The following is a 19,110-nucleotide window of genomic DNA, read 5'->3' as shown; positions in this document are numbered from 1 at the left end:
AGCGAACTGGCGCACCTGGCGGTCAACGATTTTTTTGAGCAATGTCAGGTGCTACCACATTTCCCTGAAGCTAAAAGCCCACATTGGTGGTATGAAAGCCTGGGTTTTTGGCATGGTGCTATGGTTGGGGGGTCTGGCGCTGGGCAATCTTTGCTCGAGCCCCTTCTATCCCACCGACCCCAGCCTGCGCTGGCGCTACCGTGACTTGAGCAGCAACCAAACCTATCTCCAAACCTTTACACCCACCGGCCCCAGCACCCTGCTCGAACAACGCCGCTACCCCGACCGCACCGAGACCACCCAGTGGGTGTGCACCCCCCAGGGTTTGCGCACCTTGCCAGAGGGCGAGCGGGCCATTCCGGGGGGTAGCCTGCGGTTCACCAGGTTGACGGGGGTGATCATCCCCAGTGGTGAAACCTGGCTGGTAGGGGGGCGCTGGGCCTACCGCTACGAGTTGAAAGGAAGAATTGCGTTTTTCGAGCTCAGCGGGTTTCTCGAGGTGGAAAACCGCATCGTTGCCAGGGAAACCATCACCGTAGCAGCCGGCCAGTTCGAAGCCCTGCGGGTCGAGGCGGTGTTTCGAGGGGAGTTTGGCATCGGCCTCAGTGGCAAGGCCACCTACTGGTTTGCCGAGGAGGTGGGGGTGGTCAAGCAGGTCAGCGAGAGCAATTTGGGTGGGCAGAGCAGTGAGCTGCTGGAGTTCAGGCGCAGCGGATAACCAATCAATCTGCGCTTTCAGTCAAAACCTGCACAGGACACCTGGGAGCTACTCGGAAGCCTCATTGGCGAGCATCTTTCCAATAGCCTGTTCTAGAGGCTCGAGTTCATTCTCAATCACGTCCCAAAGCACCCGGCTATCCGTGGAGAAATAGGCATGAACCAGCACATCTCGCATTCCCGCAATCAGGCGCCACGGGATTTCGGGCTGCTGGAGACGCAACTCGTCTGGGATTTGCTTAACCGCTTCACCTATGACCAAAAAATTGCGAATACATGCATCTAGAACCAGCTCATTTTGATCAAAATCCTCGAAGACCAGACCCTGGGTATAGCGACGAATGCGGGCAGTAGCCTCGAGAATGTCCTGAAAGTACAGATCTAGCCTACGCGACACGCTTCATGTCTCCCTCGAGCTCCTTACGAAGCTGGGGTTTGAGGCTTCTTAGGGTAGCTAGATCAACAGCCATACCAAGCCAGTCCTCGAGGGCCAGCTTGAGCCCTACAAAATCACGCAACGTGTAGCGCTCGAGTTCAACCACAAAATCAACATCGCTGCCGGGCCGTGCTTCCCCTCTAGCCACAGAGCCCACCACATAAAGCCGCCTGACGCCAAAGGTATCGAGCTCAGCCCGGTGGTTTTTTAGGATATTTTCCAGCTCCGAGAGCTTCACAACATCATTGTAGCAAGGCTGCGCTGGCAAGCTCTCCACCTCTGATTTTTGCTTGTCATGGAGCCCCCGCGAGAAGCGAAATAGCTGTTCGAGCGGGAAAACGCGGTATGCGGCAACAGTGCCCGACCGCGTATCCGCCAACTCCACCTCATGTTCGTTCAACAACTTCAAAAACTCTTTGTACCTTTCCTAAATCCCCAAACCCCCCACACGCTGCTTTTCCACCGGCGTTCCGGTCAGGCCGTTGAAGGCGTCCACCTCCTCTAAGAAGCGGTGGAACAGGTAGATGGAGTCGTGGGGGCCGGGGCAGGCCTCGGGGTGGTACTGCACGCTGAACACCGGGTAGCGCAGGTGGGCCATGCCCTCCAGGGTGCCGTCGTTCAGGTTGATGTGGGTGGGCTTGAAGTCTTTGAGGGTGTCGGGGTCTACCGCGTAGCCGTGGTTCTGGCTGGTGATCTCGATCTTGCCGGTGAGCAGGTTCTTGACCGGGTGGTTGGCCCCCCGGTGCCCAAACTTGAGCTTGAAGGTGCGCCCGCCCGCGGCCAGGCCCAGGAGCTGGTGGCCCAGGCAGATGCCAAAGGTGGGCAAAAGGCCCATTAGCTTCCAGAGGGTCTCGTGGGCGTAGCGGGGCATGCTGGGGTCGCCGGGGCCGTTGGAGACGAACAGGCCGTGGGGCTCCAGGGCCATGATCTGCGCGGGGCTGGTTTTGCCCGGCACCACGATCAGCTCGAAGCCCAGCTCGGCCATGTAGCGCATCTGGGCGTGCTTGATGCCAAAGTCCATCACCACCACCCGGCGCTGTCCTTTGAAGGTGGGGAACTGGTAGGGCAGGGGGGTGGAGACCTCGGGGGTCATGTCGCGCCCGTCAATGTCGGTCCACTTGCGGGCCTCCTCGCGCAGGGCCGCGATGTCTTCGGGGGTGAAGCGGTAGCTGGGCGAGCCGAAGTGGGTGGCGTGGGCAATCACGCCTTTCATCACCCCACCTTCGCGGATTTTGCGCACCAGGGCGCGGGTGTCAATGCCCTCGAGGCCGATCACCCCGGTATCGCGCATAAACTCTTCCAGGCTCTGCTGGGCGCGGGGGCCGGCGGTGTACTTGCTGAATTCCCGCGCCACAAAACCGCGCACCCAGGGACGGTTCGACTCCATGTCGAAGACGTTCACCCCGTAGTTGCCCTGGTGGGGGTAGGTCATGACCACAATCTGCCCGTTGTAGCTGGGGTCGGTCAGAATCTCCTGATAGCCAGTCTGGGCGGTGTTAAACACCACCTCACCCACGCTCTTACCGCGGTGGCCGAAGGCGTAGCCGTGGTAGGCGGTGCCATCTTCCAGAACCAAAACTGCGCGTTCTCTCATGCCAGCGCCTCGCTTCCCAAGCGAACAATATACACGCTTTTTGCAAATCTATGCAATCTCAGTCCTTTAGTGCCCCCCCAGACTTTTCCTCATCCTGGCAGTTAGCCCAGCAGGCGCTCGAGCCGCTCGGATAGGGTTTTTTCGTTGACGAAGGTAAAGCCCCACTGGCGGCTTAGCTCATCCAGCACGGCCTCGGGCACGCCCAGGAGCAGGTACAGCACCTGCTTGGCGGGAATGCGCAGGTCGGCGGCGATGCGCTGGTGGCGCTCGAGGTTCTCCTCGTAGCCCCCGGTCTTGCACTCCAGGAGCAGGAAGAGCTGCGGGGTGCGCAGCAGCAGGTCTACCTCGAAGCGGTCGCCGTTGGGATAGAGCAGCACCGGGTTCAGGAGCAGGTCGTGGGGGATGTTGCGCCGCCGCAGGGTGAGCTGCACCACCTGGCGGGCGTAGCGCTCGAGCCAGCCCCCCGTGATCAGGCCGCGGGTCTTGCCATCGTCGGCCAGGCGGCCATAAATGCGGCGCTGCTTGGGGCTGTAGGTGTAGCTCTTGAGCAGCCCCCCCTCCTTGAGCAGGGTGCACAACTGGGTGTTGATGCCGATGTCCTGCTGGCTGAGCGAGGCCAGCGAGTACTGGAACTCGCCGTTGTCCTTCTGGGTGGCGGCCTTGAGCTTCTGGTAGAGGCCCTCGAGCGAGCCGTAGCGCTCGCCCAGGAAACCGCTCACGCGCTCGAAGATTTTTTCCTCGGCCTCGGTCAGGCCATTCTGGCTCGGCTGAAGCCCCAGCCCGGCTTCCTGCACGTACTCGGAGATGCGGAAAGAGGGCCGCCGGGCCTCCGGGGTTCGTGGTTTTTCCGGGCTTCCGCCGCCGCGCCGCAGCAGCCGCACTTCTTCCAGGATGGTGCGCGCGGTCTGGAGAATGGTCTGCTCGACCAGGCTGGCGCCGGGGTGAATCTCCAGGGCCAGGGTCTGCAGGGCGTTGGAGGCCCCCGGTATCTCCGGCAGGGCCTCGTGGGCCAGCAGGGTGCGGGCCAGGTAGAGCTCGAGTTCGTCCTGTAAGCGTTCGCGGCACTCCTCAAAGGTGCGCCCCCGCACCATCACGCCGGCCAGGCCCGGCACGCTGGCCTCGATAAACCCACCCTCGCTTGGTTTGTAGCGGGCCTGCCGCAGCGCCGCCGAGAGGTATTCGCTGATCAATCCCATACCTTCCGATTCTAAAGGTTAGCCCGGGCGCGCCGCGCCCCATACCGGGGTGTTCGGTTCACGCCCCGGGCTTGCGGTAGGCGTTTTCGGCGTCCAGCACCTTGGTCACCCCGATCTCGCGGCAGTTGTCGTAGAAGGGGCAGGCGCTGCACTCGGCGAAGACCTTGGGCGGGAGCTGCTCACGGGTGGTGACCTGGTAGCCCAGCGAGGTAAAAAAGCGAACCTGTAGCGTCCAGGCGAAAATCTGCGGGATGCCCAGGTCTTTGGCCTCGCGCTCGGCGGCCAGGGCAATCCAGCGGCCCAGGCCCTGCCCCTGCCGCTCAGGGTGGATGGCCAGGCCGCGCACCTCGGCGATGTCGTGCCAGAGGATGTGCAGGGCCCCACTGCCCACAATCTGCCCGTCTTCGTCTTCCAGCACGAAAAAGTCGCGCAGGTTTTCGTACAGGTGATTGTGGCTGCGCACCAGCATCAGGCCGCGTTCGGCCCAGTATTTGATGAGGGTGTAGATCGGCTCCACGTCCTTCATCCGGGCCTTGCGCAGCTCCACCTGGGCGTTCCAGCGCACCTTGGGCAGCACGGTGGTTCCAATTTCAATTGTGCTCATCTCTTTCTAAAGCCTCCCCCATCCCGTTTGATCCTTCGACCTCGAGCCTGGCCTGTCGCAGAGCCTCCCGCACCGCCTCGGGGGCGGTGCCGCCGTGGCTCCGTCGTCGGTGAATGGCGGTTTCCAAGCGCGTGAGCGGCAGGGCATCCTCGCCAAACAGCGGATGGAAGCCCTGCAGCTCGGATAGGCTCAGGTCGCGCAGCTCTTTGCCGTGTTCGGCGCAGTACCGCACCAGGCGCCCCACCGCATGGTGGGCCTCGCGGAAGGGCAGGCCGCGCTCGGCCAGGTAGTCGGCCAGCTCGGTGGCCAGCGAGAAGCCCGACTCGGCGGCTTTGCGCATGGGTTCGGGTTTCCAGGTCAGGCCTGGCAGCATGGCGGCCAGCAGTTTGACCGAGGCCCGGTAGGTGTCCACCGCGTCGAAGAGGGGTTCTTTATCCTCCTGCAGGTCTTTGTTGTAGGTCAGGGGCAGGCCCTTGGTCAGGGTGGCCAGCGTGACGAAGCTGCCCAGCACCCGGCCCGCCTTGCCCCGGATGAGTTCGGCGTGGTCGGCGTTTTTCTTCTGGGGCATGATGGAGGAGCCGGTGGAGAAGGCGTCGGGCAGCTCGGCGAAGCCGAACTCGAAGGTGGTGTAGAGGACGATCTCCTCGGCCAGGCGCGAGAGGGTGATCTGGCCGATGGCCAAAGCTGCCAGCACCTCGAGCACGAAGTCGCGCGAGGCCACCGCGTCCATGGAGTTGCGCATGGGGCGGGTGAAGCCCAGGGCCTGCGCGGTGGCGTGGCGGTCGATGGGGAAGCCCGTGCCGGCCAGGGCCGCCGCCCCCAGGGGCGACTCGTTGAGGCGGTGGAGCGCGTCCTGCAGGCGGCCCGCGTCGCGCGAGATCATCTCGTAGTAAGCCAGGAACCAGTGCGAGAGCAGCACCGGCATGGCCCGCTGCAGGTGGGTGTAGCCGGGCAGAACCAGGGGGGGCTCGAGGTGCTTCTCGGCCTCCTGCACCAGAACCTTGCGCAGCGCCTTTAGCTCGTCCAGCAGGCTCGTCAGCTCGCCCCGCACCCACAGGCGCAGGTCGGTGGCCACCTGGTCGTTGCGGCTGCGGGCGGTGTGCAGCTTGCCCCCCACCGGGCCCACCAGTTCGATCAGGCGGGCCTCGATGTTCATGTGCACGTCTTCCAGCTCCTCCCGCCACTGAAAGCTGCCCTGCAAAATCTCCTGCTGCACCGCCAAAAGACCCTGGCGGATCTGGGCTTCTTCCTCGAGGGTCAGGATGCCCTGCTGGGCTAGCATGGCCGCGTGGGCCAGCGAGCCCTGGATGTCCACCAGGGCCAGGCGCTTATCGAAGCTCCAGGAGGCGTTGAACTCCTGGGCGATCTGGCTGGGGGCCTCGCTGAAGCGGCCACCCCAGGTTTTTTGAGTTTCCTGGCTCAAACCTTCCTCCTCGTCACGACTGCACCTCGAGCTTCTTCGACATCACAAAAGGGGGTGGGGTCTGGGGGTTGGGTGTGCTGTAGCGCAGGCTGGGGTCGTAGGTAAAGCCAAACTGGGTGTACCACTTCAGGAGTTTGGGCTGGTCGTGGCGCACAGCTAAGCGCAGTTCCCTGGCCCGCAGCTCGAAGGCCTGGCAGAGCAGGGCCTCCATCAGCCGGTGGGCCACCCCCTGCCGGCGGTACTCGGGCAGCACCCCCAGCCTGCGCACCTCCCACACCCCCCGCTCCAGCGGGTCAGGGTGCCGTACCAGGCGCACCGTGCCCACCACCGCTTCTCCATCCAGGGCCACCCAGCCGTAGCCGCGCTCGAGGTCGGCCCGCACCTGCTCGGGGCTTTCTTTATGCCCCGAGGAGTCCCTTGCCACCCGGTCGGCCCAGGCCTGTCGCACCACCAGAGCAATGGCCGCTGCATCGGCGGGGGTGGCGAGGCGAATGGATACCTGGGCGGCCATGCTGGGCTCCGCTAGTCCTTGGGCTGGGCCTTGGCCCGCACCCGCAAGCGCAGCGAGTTGAGCTTGATGAAGCCGTCGGCGTCGGCCTGGTTGTAGCCGCCTTTCTCGTCGAAGGAGACCAGGCTCTTGTCGTAAAGCGAGAGGGGCGACTTACGCCCGGCCAGGATGATGTTGCCCTTATACAGCCTGAAGCGCACCGTGCCGGTGACAGTCTTGGCCACGTGATCCATATAGGCCTGCAAAGCCTCGCGCTCGGGGGCAAACCAGAAGCCGTTGTAGACCAGCTCGGCGTACTTAATCCCCAGTTGATCGCGCTGGTGCAGCACCTCGCGGTCGAGGGTGAGGCTCTCCACCGCCCGCCGGGCGTGGTAGATCAGGGTGCCGCCGGGGGTCTCGTAAACCCCGCGCGACTTCATTCCCACGTAGCGGTTCTCCACCAGGTCTACCCGCCCGATGCCGTGGCGGCCGCCAATTTCGTTGAGCCGGGCCAGCAGTTGCGCGGGCGAGAGCCGCTCGCCGTTCACCGCCACCACATCACCGCCCTCCACCTGAATTTCCACCAGCTCGGGCTCGTCGGGGGCCTGCCAGGGATCCTGGGTCAGGCGGAACATCCCGGCGGGCGGCTCGGCCCAGGGGTCTTCCAGCACCCCGCCCTCGAAGGAGTTGTGCAGCAGGTTGGAGTCCACGCTGTAGGGCTTCTCGAGGGTGGTGGGCACCGGAATCCCGTGCAGGGCCGCATACTCCATCATCTGGGGGCGGCTCACCAGGTTCCACTCGCGCCAGGGGGCGATGACCTTGATATCGGGTTTGAGCGCGTAGGCGGTGAGCTCGAAGCGCACCTGGTCGTTGCCTTTACCGGTCGCACCGTGGGCGATGGCCTCGGCCCCCTCCTCCTGGGCGATGCGCACCAGGTGCTTGGCAATCAGCGGGCGGGCGATGGAGGTGCCCAGCAGGTAGTAGCCTTCGTAGAGGGCCCCCGAGCGCATCATGGGGAAAACAAAGTCGCGCACGAATTCCTCGCGCAGATCCAGGGCGTAGGCCTTGCTGGCCCCGGTCTGGAGGGCTTTGCGCCGGGCCTCCTCGACCTCCTCGCCCTGGCCGATATCGGCGGTGAAGGTGACCACCTCGGCGTTGTAGTTTTCGATGAGCCACTTCAGGATGATGCTGGTGTCCAGACCGCCGGAGTATGCAAGCACGATTTTCATTCATTCACCTCGGAGCGGGCCACAGGCCCCACACAAAGCCATACAGTACCGCCAAACCGCCCTGGATACAACCCAGGCGTGAAGTATAAGGATACATACCGCAGCAGGCGCAGTCAAGCCGACTCTACGCAAAAATAGCGGCCCGGGTCGCCGGGGTTGGCTGGGTGACACTGCATCAAGATACCGCCGATCGCCCAGGCCCACACGCATAAGCGCGGGGCATTGCTGCATAAATGTTCAAAGCCCCGGCGCGCCCAACCCACCGCCATCTGATAGCCTGAAGGCTATGGAATGGCTTTATGCGGCCCTGGCCGGTTATCTGCTGGGTTCACTGCCTTTTGCTTACTGGTTTGGGGTGCTGCAAAACAAAAACCTGCTGCTCGAGGGCTCGGGCAACATCGGGGCCACCAACGCCTGGCGGGTGCTGGGGGCCGTGCCAGGGCTAATGGTGCTGGTGCTGGACGTTTCCAAGGGCATTATGGCGGTGGCGCTGGGCGAGTTCCTGGCGCGCGACCCCGGCGGCGGGCTGCTGGCCGGGGCCCTGGCGGTGCTGGGGCACTGCTACTCAGTGTGGCTGCTGGGGCGTGGGGGCAAGGGCATCGCCCCTTCGGTGGGGGTCTTGTTCGCGGTTCAGCCAGCGCTGCTCGCGGCCGCTTTGGGGCTGTTTGGGCTGGCCTTTTTGCTTACCCGCAGCCGCTACCGGGGCGTGGTGCTGGCCGTGCTGGCCTTTCCCCTGGCGGCGCTTCTTATCGGGGGCAGCCTCCCTTACCTGTGGTTTGGCTTTGGCCTGGCGGCGCCGGTGGTGCTCAGGTATCTGGGCGACTGGAACCGCCAGCCTACTGCAAGGCCTCCACAAAGTGGGCCGAGGTCTTAGCCCTGACCTCCTCAAGGGTCACCCCCGGCATCAGCTCCAGCAGGGTCAGGCGCCCATCGGGGTAGCCAAACACCGCCAGCTCGGTAATGACCAGGTCTACCGCGCCCACCGCGGTGAGCGGCAGGGTGCACTCCGGTACGATTTTGGGCGAGCCGTCGGGGTTGGTATGGGTCATGGTGATGATCAGCTTTTGCGCGCCCGAGGCCAGGTCCATGGCCCCCCCCACCCCCAGCAGGGGCTTGCCTGGAACGGCCCAGTTGGCCAGGTTGGCCCGCTCGTCCACCTGCAAACCGCCCATTACCGCCACGTCCACGTGCCCCCCACGAATCATGGCGAAGGAGTCGGCGCTGTCGAAGTATGAGGCCCCCGGCAGGGCCGTAACCGGGATTTTCCCGGCGTTGACCGGGTAGTCCATGGCCCCTCCTTCTTCCGGGGCCGGCCCCACACCCAGCATCCCGTTCTCGGTATGCAGGATGATGCCCATCTCCGGGGTGATCAGGTCGGCGATCAGGGTGGGGATGCCGATGCCCAGGTTAACCACCTGCCCGGGCTTCAGCTCCTGCAAAGCCCGCTGGGCCATGCGCAGGCGCAGGGGATCCACCTTTTTACTGGAGTTTTCGATGGAAGCGGAGGAGCCCAGATCCTCGGGGGTCATCTTGGCTTCCACCAGGTAATCCACATAGCAGCCCGGGGTGTGGATCTGGTCGGGGTCCAGGGCCCCAACCGGTACGATCTGCTCCACCTCGGCGATGACCAGGTCGGCGGCGGTGGCCATGGCCTTGTTGAAGTTCTGCTCGGTCATGCGGTAGACCAGGTTACCGGCCTCGTCGGCTTTCCAGGCCCGGATAAAGGCCACATTGCCCCGGATGGGCTCGACCAGCACGTAGGGCTTTCCGCCGATCAGGCGGGTCTCCCTGCCCTGGGCCAGCAGCGTTCCAGCCGCGGTGGGGGTGTAGAAGCCGCCCAGGCCCGCCCCCCCGGCCCGGATGGCCTCGGCCAGCGAGCCCTGGGGCAGCAGCTCCACCTCGATGGCCCCGCTCTGCGCAGCCTGCACGGCCTCGGGGTTGGAGGTGAAGTAGGAGCCAATGGCCTTGCGAATCTGGCCGTTGCGCAGCAGCCGGCCCCCTCCCAGTCCCGGCTCGCCCACGTTGTTGGCTACATAGACCAGGTTTTTGACCGGGGTCTCGGCCAGGGCGTGCAGGAGGTGCACCGGATTGCCGGTCATGCCAAAACCACCCACCAACAAAATATCGCCATCTTTGACCATCGAAGCCGCTTCCTGCGGCGTAATTCGCGGTACTCGCTTCACCTTCCTCCCTCCTCTGCTGGCTGGCCCAGCCGCCGATCGGCTTCTTCCAGCACCCGCTCGGTGAATACCCGGCTCGAGCCCAGGTAAGCTTCCTCGCGCAAGGCCGCCCAGTCCAGCGGTGCCTGTACTCGCTCCTGCACCACTTCCAGCAGGTGCCGTCCCTCCGCCAGCGCCACCTGCACCGCCTCGCGCACCAGGGCCTTGGCCTGGGCGGGCTCCATATACTCACGCAGGGCCAGGTTCAGGGCCTCGGCCAGCATCAGTCCCTGCGAGGCAGCCAGGTTGGCCCGCATCCGCTCGGGGTGGACGGCCAGGTGCTGGCTTAGAAACACGGCCTGGTTGAGGGCCACCCCGGTATGGGCCAGCATCGGCGGCAGCGTCAGCCACTCGAGCTGCCAGGCGTGGGTGGCCCGTTCGTGCTCGGCGATCAGGGCCTGGTGCATGGCCGCGAGCAGGGCCGCGTTGGCCCGGGCCGCGGCGATGATCACCTCGCTTTTGATGGGGTTGGACTTCTGGGGCAGGGTCGAAGAACCGCCCCGGTCGGGCTCGAGGCTCTCGTGTACCTCGCCCACCTCGTTCTGGGCCATCAGAATAACGTCCTGGGCCATCTTAGCCAGGCTCCCGCTCAACAGGGAGAGCCAGCTAGCCAGCTCGGCCAGGTGGTCGCGGGCGGTGTGCCAGGGCAGCAGGGGGGCTTTCAGCTTGAGGGCCTGGGCCAGCCCCTCCATCACCGCCACCCCGTGCGGCCCCAGCGCGGCCAGGGTGCCCACCGCCCCCCCCATCTGCACCACCAGCACCCGTTCTTTGAGCGTTTGCAGGCGCTCCAGGTGCCGCAGCAGGGGGGCCATCCATCCGGCCACCTTGTACCCAAAGGTGATGGGCAGGGCCTGCTGGCCGTGGGTGCGCCCCGGCATGGGGGTCTCGAGGTGCTGCCGGGCCAGCCGGGCCAGGCCTTGCAGGCTTTTGCGCAGCCGCTCTTCCAGCAGTTCCAGCGCCGAGCGCAGTTGCAGCACCAGCGCGGTGTCCAGAATGTCCTGGGTGGTGGCCCCCAGGTGCAGGTAGCGGGCATACCCGGGCCCCAGGTGGGCCTGGAGCTGAGCCACCAGCCCGGCTATGGGCACCCCGTCCCGCTCGGTTTGCCGGGCCAGGCGCTCCCAGTCGGGGGTAAAGCCGGCCAGTTGGCCGATGGCCTGGGCGGCCTCCGGGGGGATGAGCCCCAGCCGGGCCTCCACCCCGGCCAGGGCTATTTCGACCTCGAGCACCCGCTTTAACCAGTTTTCTTCGGAAAAAATCTCGGCCAGGGCCGGGTCGCCAAAAACCCCCGACCAGACCCTCGATTCGTGCGGCAAAAACGGCATGGTTTACAAATCGAAAAAGATCGTCTCGCCCTCGCCCTGCAGGCGTATATCCCAGCGGTACACCACCCCGCCGGGCAGCTCGCAGCGCTGGGCCACCAGGGTCTGGCGCCGCACGGGGTCGAGCCCGGCAAAGACCGGATCCTGGGTGTTGTCGTGGTCGGAGAAGTACACCCGGGTGACCGCGTGAATCAGCATGCCGCGGGCGAACACCCGGACGGCTATACAGGGCACCGGGCTGGGCGGAACCGGCCCCGGCTTGATGGTCTGGAAGCAAAAACCCTCGCCAGTGGTGCCCGAACGGCCAAAGCCCTTGAAGTGGGGGTCGGCCTGGGCGTGCTGGGGGTCGGCCGGGTGGCGGAAGCGCCCCTGGGCGTCGGCCTGCCAGATTTCCACCAGGGCGTCGTCCACCGGCTGGTTGTCCCCGTCGAGCACCCGGCCCTTCAGGGTAATGCGCTCCCCCAGGGTCTGCTCGTTGACCAGAACGTTGCCGCCCTCGCGCACCAGGGCAAAAGCAAAGAAAGGGCCCACGGTCTGGCTGGGATACTGTGCGCGCATCAGTGGCCTCCCGGTTCAAAGTAGGTCTGGTCGTAGCCGGCCAGCACGATGTCGAAGCGGTAGCCCAGGGCCCACTCGGGCTGAGTGGTCTCCAGGTCGAAACGGGAGATCAGGCGCGAGCGGGCCTTGATGTTGGGAATCCCCTGGTAAATCGGGTCGTACTCCAGCAGCGGGTCGCCGGGGAAGTACATCTGGGTCACCAGCCGCTCGCTGAAATTGCGCCCGATCAGCGAGAAGTGGATATGGGCGGGCCGCCAGGCGTTGAAGTGGTTCTTCCAGGGGTAGGCCCCCGGCTTGATGCTGATGAAGCGGTAGAACCCCTTCTCGTCGGTGAGGGTGCGGCCCGCGCCCACAAAGTTGGGGTCTAAAGGTGCGTCGTGCTGGTCGTTTTTGTGAATGTAGCGGCCGGCCGCATTGGCCTGCCAGATTTCAATCAAGACCCCTGGCACCCCGCGCCCGTTCTCGTCGAGCACCCGGCCTGTGACGATGATGCGTTCCCCCAGGGGCTCGCCGTTTTTGGCTGCGTTTTTGGTGAGGTCGTGGTCGAGGGGCCCGATATCCCCCTCCCCATACACCGGGCCGGTGCGCTCCATAAGCGAGGCCGCGAGCGGCACCAGGGGGTGGTGGGGGGCCCTGCGCACCGTGGCCACATAGGGTGCGTGCAGGTAGGGTGGCTGGATGCTCCAATCCAAAACGCCTTTATGACCCGATTCACTCATGGCTTCCTCCTTGGGGCGCGAGCAGCCCCATCTCCACGTAAGTGTGCTTAGCCACCGCAAAGGCGCGGTTGGCAGCGGGAACCCCCGCGTAGACTGCCACCTGTAGCAAGGCCTCCCGTACCTCGTCGGGGCTCAGGCCGGTGCGGGCGGTGGCCCGGATGTGCATAGCCAGCTCGTGCTCGTGGCCCAGGGCGGCCAGCAGGGCCAGGGTGATGAGGTGGCGGGTCTTGCGCTCGAGGCCCTCCCGCGTCCACACCGCACCCCAGGCGTACTCGGTGATGAACTGCTGGAAATCCGCGTCGAACTGGGTTTTTTCGGCTTCAGCCCGTTCGACGTGGGCCTCCCCCAGCACTGCACGGCGGGTTTTCATGCCCTGCTGATATCTATCGGTCATAACCCAACTCCTTCAGAAAGCTACGGATGTGCTGCCCCACCAGCGCAGGGGCCTCGACGCAGGGCAGGTGGGCGGTTTGGGGGATCAGCTCGAGCCGGGCCCCCAACCCCTGCGCCAGTTCCTGTGAAAGCTCGGGCGGGGTGGCCTTATCCAGCTCGCCGCACAGCACCAGGGCCGGCGCCCGGATGCTGCGGAGCCAGGGGCGCAGGTCGCCATCGCGCAAGGCCGCGCAGGTGCCCAGATACCCCTCTACCGGGGTGCGGCTCAGCATGTTGTAGTAGCCGGCGGCCTCGGCCTTGCGCTGCACAAAGAAATCCTCCGTAAACCAACGGGCGATGACCGTACGGGCCACCTCCGGCAGCCCTTTATGCTGGATGGCGGCGATCCGTTCGTTCCAGGAGTCCTGGCTGCCGATGCGGGCCCCGGTATCGCACAGCACCAGGGCCTCGACCCGCTCCGGCTGGCGCCGGGCCAGATCCAGGGCAATCAGCCCCCCCACCGAGATACCCACCAGCACCGCCCGGGGGACGCCCAGGTGCGCCAGCAGCGCCAGGAGATCGGCGCTGTGATCCTCCAGGGTGTAAGGCCCCACCGGCGCGTCGGAGAGGCCGTGGCCCCGCAGGTCGTAGCGGAGCACCCGGTAGCGCCCTTCCAGCGAGGCCACCACCCCGTCCCAGATGCGCAGGTCGCTGCCCAGCGAGTTGAGGAAGACCAGGGTGGGGGTGCCCTCGCCCTCGAGCCGGTAGTGCAAGGTCAGGTGATGCAAAGCTGCAAAAGAAGCCATGTTCATATCCCCAGCAACGGTGTGAGCCCCTGGGCGGCGTGCTGCAACACCGGTAAAAAGCGCTCGAGCATCTCCTCTCGACTCACCCGCCCGGCCTGTACTCCTACGTTCATGGCGGCCAGCACCCGCCCGCGGGCGTTGCGCACCGGCACCGCAATCGAGCGCAGGCCCAGTTCCAGCTCCTGATCCACCAGGGCGTAGCCCTGTGCCCGCACCCGCTCCAGCTCGGCCCGGAGCCGCTCCGGGTCGGTCAGGGTGTAGGGGGTGAGCGGCAGCAGGGGCGTACTGTCCAGGTAGGCCCTGAGCTGATCCGCCTCCAGGGCCGCCAGCAGCACCCGCCCCATCGAGGTGCAGTAGGCGGGCAGGCGGCTGCCCACCCCCAGCCCGATGGAGATCACCCGGCGGGTGGCGGCGCGGGCGATGTAGACGATCTCGCCGTCCTCCAGGATGCTGGCCGAGCAGGACTCGTGCAGCTCCTCGCTCACCTGCTCCAGCACCGGCTGCAGGAGCCGGGGCAAAGGGGTAGAGGACAGATAGGCATGGCCCAGGCTGAGCACCTTGGGGGTGAGCCAGAAAAACTTGCCGTCGCTGGCGACGTAGCCCAGGGCCTGCAGGGTGAGTAAAAAGCGGCGGGCGGTGGCCCGGTTGAGCTCGGTGCGCCGGGCCACCTCGCTGATGGTCAGGCGCTCGTGCTGCTGGTCGAAGCTGCGCATCACCGCCAGGCCTCGAGCCAGCGCCTCCACGAAAAATCGCTCCTCCGGGGCTGTATCGGCCTCTTCCGGGATCGGGGGCGCTTGCAGGTTCATGTCGGCTAGTGTAGCATACGCTTGTTCGCAAGGTGTATATATGTTCGCTATACGAACAAGCGCAGGGCTTTTAGTACCGGCGTCGGCTTAGGGTTTACAAGATTGTTGACAATCTGGCTGACCATTTGCTAAGCTGGCGGCACTGGTACAAGCAAAAAAGCAGGGAGGTCAAAATGGCCACAATACGTCGCAGGCAGTTGATCAAGGCAGGGCTCGGGCTAGCGGGGCTGGCAGCCTCAAGCCGCTTTTCCTTCAGCCTGGCCCAGCAGGAACCCATCCGCATCGGGGTGGTGCTCTCCTACTCGGGGCCATACGCCCGGCTGGGCCAGGAGATCACCCGCGGGATGGAGCTCTACCTGGAAAAAGTGGGCTACCAGGCGGGGGGCCGGCGCATCCAGCTCTTGAAAGAGGACGAGGAGGCCGATCCCGCGGTGGCGGTGCGCAAGGTGCGCAAGCTGGTCGAGCAGGATCGCGTCAACCTGCTGAGCGGCATTATCCTTTCGTCCTCGGCCTACGGCATCCGGGACTACGTGCACGAGCGGCAGATTCCCCTGGTCATCGCCAACGCCGCGGCCAACGGCATCACCCGCGAACGCCGGAGCCCCTACATCTTCCGCACCTCCATCAGCGCCTGGCAGCAGCACTACCCCATGGGCCCCTGGGTGGCCCGCAACGTCGGGAAAAAGGTCTTTTTGCTGGCCCTGGACTACGCCTTCGGTAAAGAAGCTACCGCCGCCTTCAAAGAGGGCTTCCTGCAGGCCGGCGGGGAGCCGGTGGCCGAGCTGTACACCCCCCTGGGCAGCACCGACTACAGCGCGGTGATCTCGCGCATCGCCGCGGCCCGCCCGGAAGCGGTGCACGCGGTGCTTTCCGGTAGCGATGCGGTCATCTTCCTGCGCCAGTTCATCCAGTTTGGCCTCAACCGCAGCATTCAGCTTGCGGTAAGCGGCGAGGTAACCGATGAGAACGTGCTCGAGGCCATCGGGGATGCCGCTTTGGGGGCCAAGAGCGCCGACCACTGGGTCTATACCCTGAACAACAGCGCCAACCGGGAGTTCATCCAGGCCTACCGGCAGAAATTCAACGCGGTGCCCAACCACTTTGCCGTGCGGGGCTACGACGCCATGCAGTTTATCGTGGACGCTATCAACACCGTGCAGGGCGATTTGAGCAACCGCCAGCGGCTGCTTGGGGCCATTGAGAGCGCGAAAATAATCAGCCCGCGGGGCTTTGTGCAGATGGATCCGGAGACCAACAACGTCACCCAGCACGTCTACGCCCGGGAAGTAGCCCGCATCGATGGGGTGCTGACCAACCGCCTGCTGGCCGACCTGGGCACCATCCGCGACCCTGGTAAGTAAGCATGCTGTTGCTCCTGCTCACCCAACTGCTCAACAGCCTGGCCTTTGCCATGCTGCTCTTCCTGCTGGCCCTGGGCCTCTCCCTGATCTTTGGGGTGGCCCGGGTGGTCAACCTGGCCCATGGGGCCTTTTACCTGCTGGGGGCTTACCTGGGGCTGGCCCTGGGGGCCAGCCTGGGCAGCTTCTGGCTGGCGCTGGTGCTGGTGCCGCTGCTGGTGGGCCTCCTGGGGGTCTTGGTGGAACGCTTTCTCTTGCGGGGTTTGCACGGACGGGAGCTCGAGCAGGTCTTGATCACCATCGGCCTGGGCTTCATCCTGGCCGACCTGCTGCGGGCCTTCTTTGGCGCGGCCATCCGCTCCGTGCCGCCTCCCGCCGAGCTGGCGGGGCCGCTTTTCCTGGGCTCGTTCATCTACCCCAAGTACCCGCTGTTCGTGCTGGCGATGGGGGTGCTTTTATTCCTCCTGGTGCGTCTGCTGCTAGCCAGAACCCCCTTCGGCGTGCAGGTGCGGGCGGTCACCGCCGACCCCGGCATGGCCAGCACCCTGGGCATCCAGCCCGCCCGGGTGAGCCTGCTCACCTTCGGGATCGGCACGGCCCTGGCCGGGCTGGGCGGGGTGGTGGGGGCCCCCATGATCGCCCTGGCCCCCGGCCTGGACGCCCAGATGACCCTGTTTGCGCTGATCGTGGTGGTGATTGGCGGCCTGGGGCGCATTGAGGGGGCCTTCTGGGGGGCCATCCTGGTGGGTTTGGTGGACGGCTTCGGGCGGCTGTTCCTGCCCCAGTTGGCGATGTTCCTGATCTTTGCTTTGATGGCCCTGGTGCTGGCCCTGAAGCCCGAGGGCCTTTTGGGTAGGAGGATGGCATGATGGCCGAGCTGTCGCGTGAAGCCCGGGCGGGAAGCAACGGGCGGCAGGGCCTGCTGCGCTGGGGGCTGGTGGGGCTGCTCCTGTTGCCGCTGGCCCTGGGGGGCTATCCGCTGTACCTGGCGACGGAAGCGGCCCTGCTGGGCCTGGCTGCGGTGGCCCTGAGCCTGCTGCTGGGCCACGGCGGGGTGCCTTCGCTGGGCCAGGCCGCCTTTTTGGGGCTTGGGGCTTACACGGTCGGCCTGGCCCTGAAGGCCGGGCTTCCTCTGGGGCTGGCCTTGCTACTCGCCCCTCTGGCGGCGGCCCTGCTGGCCCTGCTGACCGGTCTGCTGGTTTTCCGCACCCATGGCATCTTCATCCTGATGCTGACCCTGGCCTTTGGGCAGATGGTCTACTCGGCGGCCCACAAATGGACCGGCCTCACTGGGGGGGATGATGGGCTGAGCCTCTCCGGACTCTCCATCCACCCGGTGCTGCTGCACCTGGTGGCGGTGGGGGTGCTGCTGGCTGCGGTGGGTGGTTTGCGCGCACTGTTGCAGACCCCGTATGGCAAGACCCTCGAGGCCATCCGGCAGAACGAGGAAAAAATCCGCTCCCTGGGGGTGCCCACCTTTTACTACAAGCTCTCCTTGTACCTGCTCACCGCCGCGCTCACCGGCCTGGCTGGCAGCGGGCTGGCCCTGCACCGCAGCTTCATCAGCCCCCACGACCTCTTCTGGCTGACCTCGGCCACCCTGATGGTCATGGTGCTGCTGGGCGGCAGCCGGGGCCTCTGGGGGGCGGTCTTTGGAGCTTTGCTCTACACCTTCGTGCAGGCCTGGGTCAGCTCGTTTACCGATCTGTGGGGGTTGTTTGTGGGTAGTTTGCTGGTGCTGACCGTGTTGTTTGCCCGCGAGGGGCTGTGGCCCCTGCTGGAACGCCGTCTGGGAGGGGGCCGTGCAGGCGCTGAGGGTTGAGCAGGTTAGCAAGGCCTTTGGGGGGCTTCTGGCCCTGGCCAGGGTGAGCCTCGAGGTGGCCCCCGGTGAACGGCGGGCGGTTATCGGGCCCAACGGGGCTGGCAAGAGCACCCTGTTCAAGGTGATGGCGGGGGAGCTGCGGCCCAGCCAGGGGCGGGTTTTTCTGCAGGGGCGGGAGGTGAGCGGGATGCCCCAGGAGCGGGTGGCCCGGCTGGGGCTGGGCCGAACCTTCCAGCGCTCCAACGCCTTCCCCGAGCTTCTGGTCTGGGAGAACGTGGCCCTGGCCCAGAAGGCCGCCCAGGGTCAGGGCGCCGCCCTTGGTCAGCGCCTGAAACCGGAGCCGGGGGTGCAGCGGGTGCTGGAGCAGGTGGGCCTGGCTGAGCGGGCCCATGTGGTGGCCAGCCAGCTTTCGCACGGGGAGAAGCGGCAGCTCGAGATCGCCATGGCCCTGGTGCAAAACCCTTCGGTGCTGCTGCTGGACGAGCCCCTGGCCGGGCTTTCCGGGGCCGAGCGGGAGCGGATTGGGGAGCTCATTTTGGGGCTGGATCCCCGGATGACCGTGCTGCTGGTGGAGCACGACCTCGAGTACGCCCTGCGCTTTGCCCAGCGGGTCACGGTTCTGCACTACGGCCAGGTGATTGCCGAGGGCGAGCCGGAGGCGATCCGCCAGAACCCCCAGGTGCAGGAGATCTATGTGGGGGCCAGCTGGGCCGCAGAAGCCCAGGCGGCCACGACCAAAGGCGCGGAGGTGCTGCGCAGCGAAGGGGTGGGGGCCGGCTACGGGGCCATGCAGGTGCTCTCGGGGGTGCGGCTCGAGGTCGCCCAGGGCGAGGTGGTGGCCCTCCTGGGGCGCAACGGCATGGGCAAGACCACCCTGCTCTCGGCCCTGATGGGCCTGCTGCCCTTGCAGGAGGGGGAGGTGTTTTTCCTGGGCCAGGGGATCGGCCGCCTGCCCCCCCACCGCCGGGCCGCGCTGGGCCTGGCCCTGGTGCCCCAGGGCCGGCGGATGTTCGACGGGTTGAACGTGGAGGAAGAGCTGCAGATGGCGGCCTGGGGTCAGCGGGGTCGCTGGACGCTGGAGCGGGTGCTGGAGGTCTTCCCGAGGCTGGCTGAGCGCCGCCGGAACCCCTCGAGGGCCCTTTCCGGCGGAGAGCAGCAGATGGTCGCCATTGCCCGCGCCCTGCTGCGCAACCCCCGGCTGGTTTTGATGGACGAGCCCACCGAGGGGCTCTCCCCCCTGATGGTGCGGCAGGTGGCCGAGATCATTCGAACGCTCAAGGCAGAGGGTGAGACCGTGCTACTGGCCGAGCAGAACGTGCAGATGGCCCTTTCGGTGGCCGACCGGGTTTACATCCTCGAGCACGGCCAGGTGGTCTGGGAGGGTCGGCCCCAGGAGGCCAGCCAGGCGGTGCTGCACCGCTACCTGGGCGTCTGAGCGAGGTGAG

Annotated in this window: 21 protein-coding genes; 6 read left to right on the top strand and 15 right to left on the bottom strand. The window is 65.8% G+C overall.

Going from position 1 to position 19,110, the window contains the following annotated elements; genetic code table 11:
* The first annotated feature begins 91 nt into the window (after positions 1 to 91).
* Positions 92 to 718 carry a TapB family protein gene (locus MRUB_RS13590; RefSeq protein WP_013014953.1) on the top strand — a complete coding sequence of 209 codons (627 nt, stop codon included), beginning with the start codon at positions 92 to 94 and terminating at the stop codon, positions 716 to 718.
* 48 nt (positions 719 to 766) lie between these two features.
* On the opposite strand, the gene MRUB_RS13585 is transcribed toward MRUB_RS13590, so the two are convergent.
* The 8 genes from MRUB_RS13585 to MRUB_RS13550 form a co-directional block, all read right to left on the bottom strand.
* Positions 767 to 1,114 carry a HepT-like ribonuclease domain-containing protein gene (locus MRUB_RS13585; RefSeq protein WP_013014952.1) on the bottom strand — a complete coding sequence of 116 codons (348 nt, stop codon included), beginning with the start codon at positions 1,112 to 1,114 and terminating at the stop codon, positions 767 to 769.
* A complete protein-coding gene (locus MRUB_RS15660) occupies positions 1,104 to 1,391 on the bottom strand; it encodes a nucleotidyltransferase family protein (protein ID WP_013014951.1) in 288 nt (95 codons plus the stop codon). The genes MRUB_RS13585 and MRUB_RS15660 overlap by 11 nt, the downstream gene beginning before the upstream one ends.
* A gap of 189 nt (positions 1,392 to 1,580) precedes the next feature.
* Complete coding sequence (carA, locus tag MRUB_RS13575; protein ID WP_013014950.1) at positions 1,581 to 2,747, bottom strand: glutamine-hydrolyzing carbamoyl-phosphate synthase small subunit; 1,167 nt, start codon at positions 2,745 to 2,747, stop codon at positions 1,581 to 1,583.
* Positions 2,748 to 2,848: 101 nt separating this feature from the next.
* Complete coding sequence (locus tag MRUB_RS13570; protein WP_013014949.1) at positions 2,849 to 3,943, bottom strand: type II toxin-antitoxin system HicB family antitoxin; 1,095 nt, start codon at positions 3,941 to 3,943, stop codon at positions 2,849 to 2,851.
* 58 nt (positions 3,944 to 4,001) lie between these two features.
* Positions 4,002 to 4,547 carry an N-acetyltransferase gene (locus MRUB_RS13565; RefSeq protein ID WP_013014948.1) on the bottom strand — a complete coding sequence of 182 codons (546 nt, stop codon included), beginning with the start codon at positions 4,545 to 4,547 and terminating at the stop codon, positions 4,002 to 4,004.
* Positions 4,534 to 5,970: an argininosuccinate lyase gene (gene argH / locus MRUB_RS13560; protein ID WP_013014947.1), complete on the bottom strand. Its 1,437-nt coding sequence runs from the start codon at positions 5,968 to 5,970 to the stop codon at positions 4,534 to 4,536. The genes MRUB_RS13565 and argH overlap by 14 nt, the downstream gene beginning before the upstream one ends.
* A gap of 13 nt (positions 5,971 to 5,983) precedes the next feature.
* Positions 5,984 to 6,481 carry a GNAT family N-acetyltransferase gene (locus tag MRUB_RS13555; RefSeq protein WP_013014946.1) on the bottom strand — a complete coding sequence of 166 codons (498 nt, stop codon included), beginning with the start codon at positions 6,479 to 6,481 and terminating at the stop codon, positions 5,984 to 5,986.
* Positions 6,482 to 6,492: 11 nt separating this feature from the next.
* Positions 6,493 to 7,686 carry an argininosuccinate synthase gene (locus MRUB_RS13550; protein ID WP_013014945.1) on the bottom strand — a complete coding sequence of 398 codons (1,194 nt, stop codon included), beginning with the start codon at positions 7,684 to 7,686 and terminating at the stop codon, positions 6,493 to 6,495.
* Positions 7,687 to 7,972: 286 nt separating this feature from the next.
* Between MRUB_RS13550 and MRUB_RS13545 the strand changes: the two genes are divergently transcribed.
* Positions 7,973 to 8,560, top strand: coding sequence for a glycerol-3-phosphate acyltransferase (locus tag MRUB_RS13545; protein ID WP_013014944.1), 588 nt, complete (start codon positions 7,973 to 7,975; stop codon positions 8,558 to 8,560).
* On the opposite strand, the gene MRUB_RS16250 is transcribed toward MRUB_RS13545, so the two are convergent.
* Genes MRUB_RS16250 through MRUB_RS13510 form a run of 7 tightly spaced genes read right to left on the bottom strand, consistent with a single transcriptional unit; the run spans position 8,523 to position 14,485 of the window.
* Positions 8,523 to 9,869, bottom strand: a complete 1,347-nt coding sequence (locus MRUB_RS16250; RefSeq protein ID WP_013014943.1) for a 3-oxoacid CoA-transferase — start codon at positions 9,867 to 9,869, stop codon at positions 8,523 to 8,525. The two genes, MRUB_RS13545 and MRUB_RS16250, sit on opposite strands and share 38 nt — an antisense overlap.
* A complete protein-coding gene (gene pcaB / locus MRUB_RS13535; protein WP_013014942.1) occupies positions 9,866 to 11,227 on the bottom strand; it encodes a 3-carboxy-cis,cis-muconate cycloisomerase in 1,362 nt (453 codons plus the stop codon). Before pcaB ends, MRUB_RS16250 begins: the two co-directional genes overlap by 4 nt.
* Before the next feature lie 3 nt (positions 11,228 to 11,230).
* Positions 11,231 to 11,782, bottom strand: a complete 552-nt coding sequence (gene pcaG, locus MRUB_RS13530; RefSeq protein WP_013014941.1) for a protocatechuate 3,4-dioxygenase subunit alpha — start codon at positions 11,780 to 11,782, stop codon at positions 11,231 to 11,233.
* Positions 11,782 to 12,501 carry a protocatechuate 3,4-dioxygenase subunit beta gene (gene pcaH / locus MRUB_RS13525; protein ID WP_013014940.1) on the bottom strand — a complete coding sequence of 240 codons (720 nt, stop codon included), beginning with the start codon at positions 12,499 to 12,501 and terminating at the stop codon, positions 11,782 to 11,784. Before pcaH ends, pcaG begins: the two co-directional genes overlap by 1 nt.
* A complete protein-coding gene (pcaC, locus tag MRUB_RS13520; RefSeq protein ID WP_013014939.1) occupies positions 12,494 to 12,895 on the bottom strand; it encodes a 4-carboxymuconolactone decarboxylase in 402 nt (133 codons plus the stop codon). Before pcaC ends, pcaH begins: the two co-directional genes overlap by 8 nt.
* Positions 12,885 to 13,685 (bottom strand): 3-oxoadipate enol-lactonase, encoded by an 801-nt coding sequence (gene pcaD, locus MRUB_RS13515; RefSeq protein WP_013014938.1) that lies wholly within the window; start codon positions 13,683 to 13,685, stop codon positions 12,885 to 12,887. The genes pcaC and pcaD overlap by 11 nt, the downstream gene beginning before the upstream one ends.
* Complete coding sequence (locus tag MRUB_RS13510) at positions 13,682 to 14,485, bottom strand: IclR family transcriptional regulator (RefSeq protein WP_013014937.1); 804 nt, start codon at positions 14,483 to 14,485, stop codon at positions 13,682 to 13,684. Before MRUB_RS13510 ends, pcaD begins: the two co-directional genes overlap by 4 nt.
* Before the next feature lie 173 nt (positions 14,486 to 14,658).
* On the opposite strand from MRUB_RS13510, the gene MRUB_RS13505 reads away from it, so the two are divergent.
* The 4 genes from MRUB_RS13505 to MRUB_RS13490 are packed head-to-tail and all read left to right on the top strand — an operon-like array spanning position 14,659 to position 19,100.
* Complete coding sequence (locus MRUB_RS13505; RefSeq protein ID WP_013014936.1) at positions 14,659 to 15,846, top strand: ABC transporter substrate-binding protein; 1,188 nt, start codon at positions 14,659 to 14,661, stop codon at positions 15,844 to 15,846.
* Between the two features lie 2 nt (positions 15,847 to 15,848).
* Positions 15,849 to 16,712: a branched-chain amino acid ABC transporter permease gene (locus MRUB_RS13500; protein WP_013014935.1), complete on the top strand. Its 864-nt coding sequence runs from the start codon at positions 15,849 to 15,851 to the stop codon at positions 16,710 to 16,712.
* Positions 16,709 to 17,665 carry a branched-chain amino acid ABC transporter permease gene (locus MRUB_RS13495; protein WP_013014934.1) on the top strand — a complete coding sequence of 319 codons (957 nt, stop codon included), beginning with the start codon at positions 16,709 to 16,711 and terminating at the stop codon, positions 17,663 to 17,665. The genes MRUB_RS13500 and MRUB_RS13495 overlap by 4 nt, the downstream gene beginning before the upstream one ends.
* Entirely contained in the window at positions 17,646 to 19,100 is a 1,455-nt protein-coding gene (locus MRUB_RS13490; protein WP_013014933.1) for an ATP-binding cassette domain-containing protein, read from the top strand. The genes MRUB_RS13495 and MRUB_RS13490 overlap by 20 nt, the downstream gene beginning before the upstream one ends.
* The last annotated feature ends 10 nt before the right edge of the window (positions 19,101 to 19,110 follow it).

It is taken from the genome of Meiothermus ruber DSM 1279 (assembly GCF_000024425.1).
Taxonomy (GTDB): Bacteria; Deinococcota; Deinococci; order Deinococcales; family Thermaceae; genus Meiothermus; species Meiothermus ruber.
Note: the sequence above shows the minus strand (reverse complement) of the source record. Positions and strands in the feature narration are given on the sequence as shown.

Bases quoted from the DNA above. Each gene is read 5' to 3' on its own strand.
- MRUB_RS13590 (WP_013014953.1), top strand. From the start codon at position 92: ATGAAAGCCTGGGTTTTTGGCATGGTGCTATGGTTGGGGGGTCTGGCG.
- carA (WP_013014950.1), bottom strand. From the start codon at position 2,747: ATGAGAGAACGCGCAGTTTTGGTTCTGGAAGATGGCACCGCCTACCAC.
- MRUB_RS13570 (WP_013014949.1), bottom strand. From the start codon at position 3,943: ATGGGATTGATCAGCGAATACCTCTCGGCGGCGCTGCGGCAGGCCCGC.
- MRUB_RS13565 (WP_013014948.1), bottom strand. From the start codon at position 4,547: ATGAGCACAATTGAAATTGGAACCACCGTGCTGCCCAAGGTGCGCTGG.
- MRUB_RS13555 (WP_013014946.1), bottom strand. From the start codon at position 6,481: ATGGCCGCCCAGGTATCCATTCGCCTCGCCACCCCCGCCGATGCAGCG.
- MRUB_RS13550 (WP_013014945.1), bottom strand. From the start codon at position 7,686: ATGAAAATCGTGCTTGCATACTCCGGCGGTCTGGACACCAGCATCATC.
- MRUB_RS13545 (WP_013014944.1), top strand. From the start codon at position 7,973: ATGGAATGGCTTTATGCGGCCCTGGCCGGTTATCTGCTGGGTTCACTG.
- pcaB (WP_013014942.1), bottom strand. From the start codon at position 11,227: ATGCCGTTTTTGCCGCACGAATCGAGGGTCTGGTCGGGGGTTTTTGGC.
- pcaG (WP_013014941.1), bottom strand. From the start codon at position 11,782: ATGCGCGCACAGTATCCCAGCCAGACCGTGGGCCCTTTCTTTGCTTTT.
- pcaH (WP_013014940.1), bottom strand. From the start codon at position 12,501: ATGAGTGAATCGGGTCATAAAGGCGTTTTGGATTGGAGCATCCAGCCA.
- pcaC (WP_013014939.1), bottom strand. From the start codon at position 12,895: ATGACCGATAGATATCAGCAGGGCATGAAAACCCGCCGTGCAGTGCTG.
- pcaD (WP_013014938.1), bottom strand. From the start codon at position 13,685: ATGAACATGGCTTCTTTTGCAGCTTTGCATCACCTGACCTTGCACTAC.
- MRUB_RS13510 (WP_013014937.1), bottom strand. From the start codon at position 14,485: ATGAACCTGCAAGCGCCCCCGATCCCGGAAGAGGCCGATACAGCCCCG.
- MRUB_RS13505 (WP_013014936.1), top strand. From the start codon at position 14,659: ATGGCCACAATACGTCGCAGGCAGTTGATCAAGGCAGGGCTCGGGCTA.
- MRUB_RS13500 (WP_013014935.1), top strand. From the start codon at position 15,849: ATGCTGTTGCTCCTGCTCACCCAACTGCTCAACAGCCTGGCCTTTGCC.
- MRUB_RS13495 (WP_013014934.1), top strand. From the start codon at position 16,709: ATGATGGCCGAGCTGTCGCGTGAAGCCCGGGCGGGAAGCAACGGGCGG.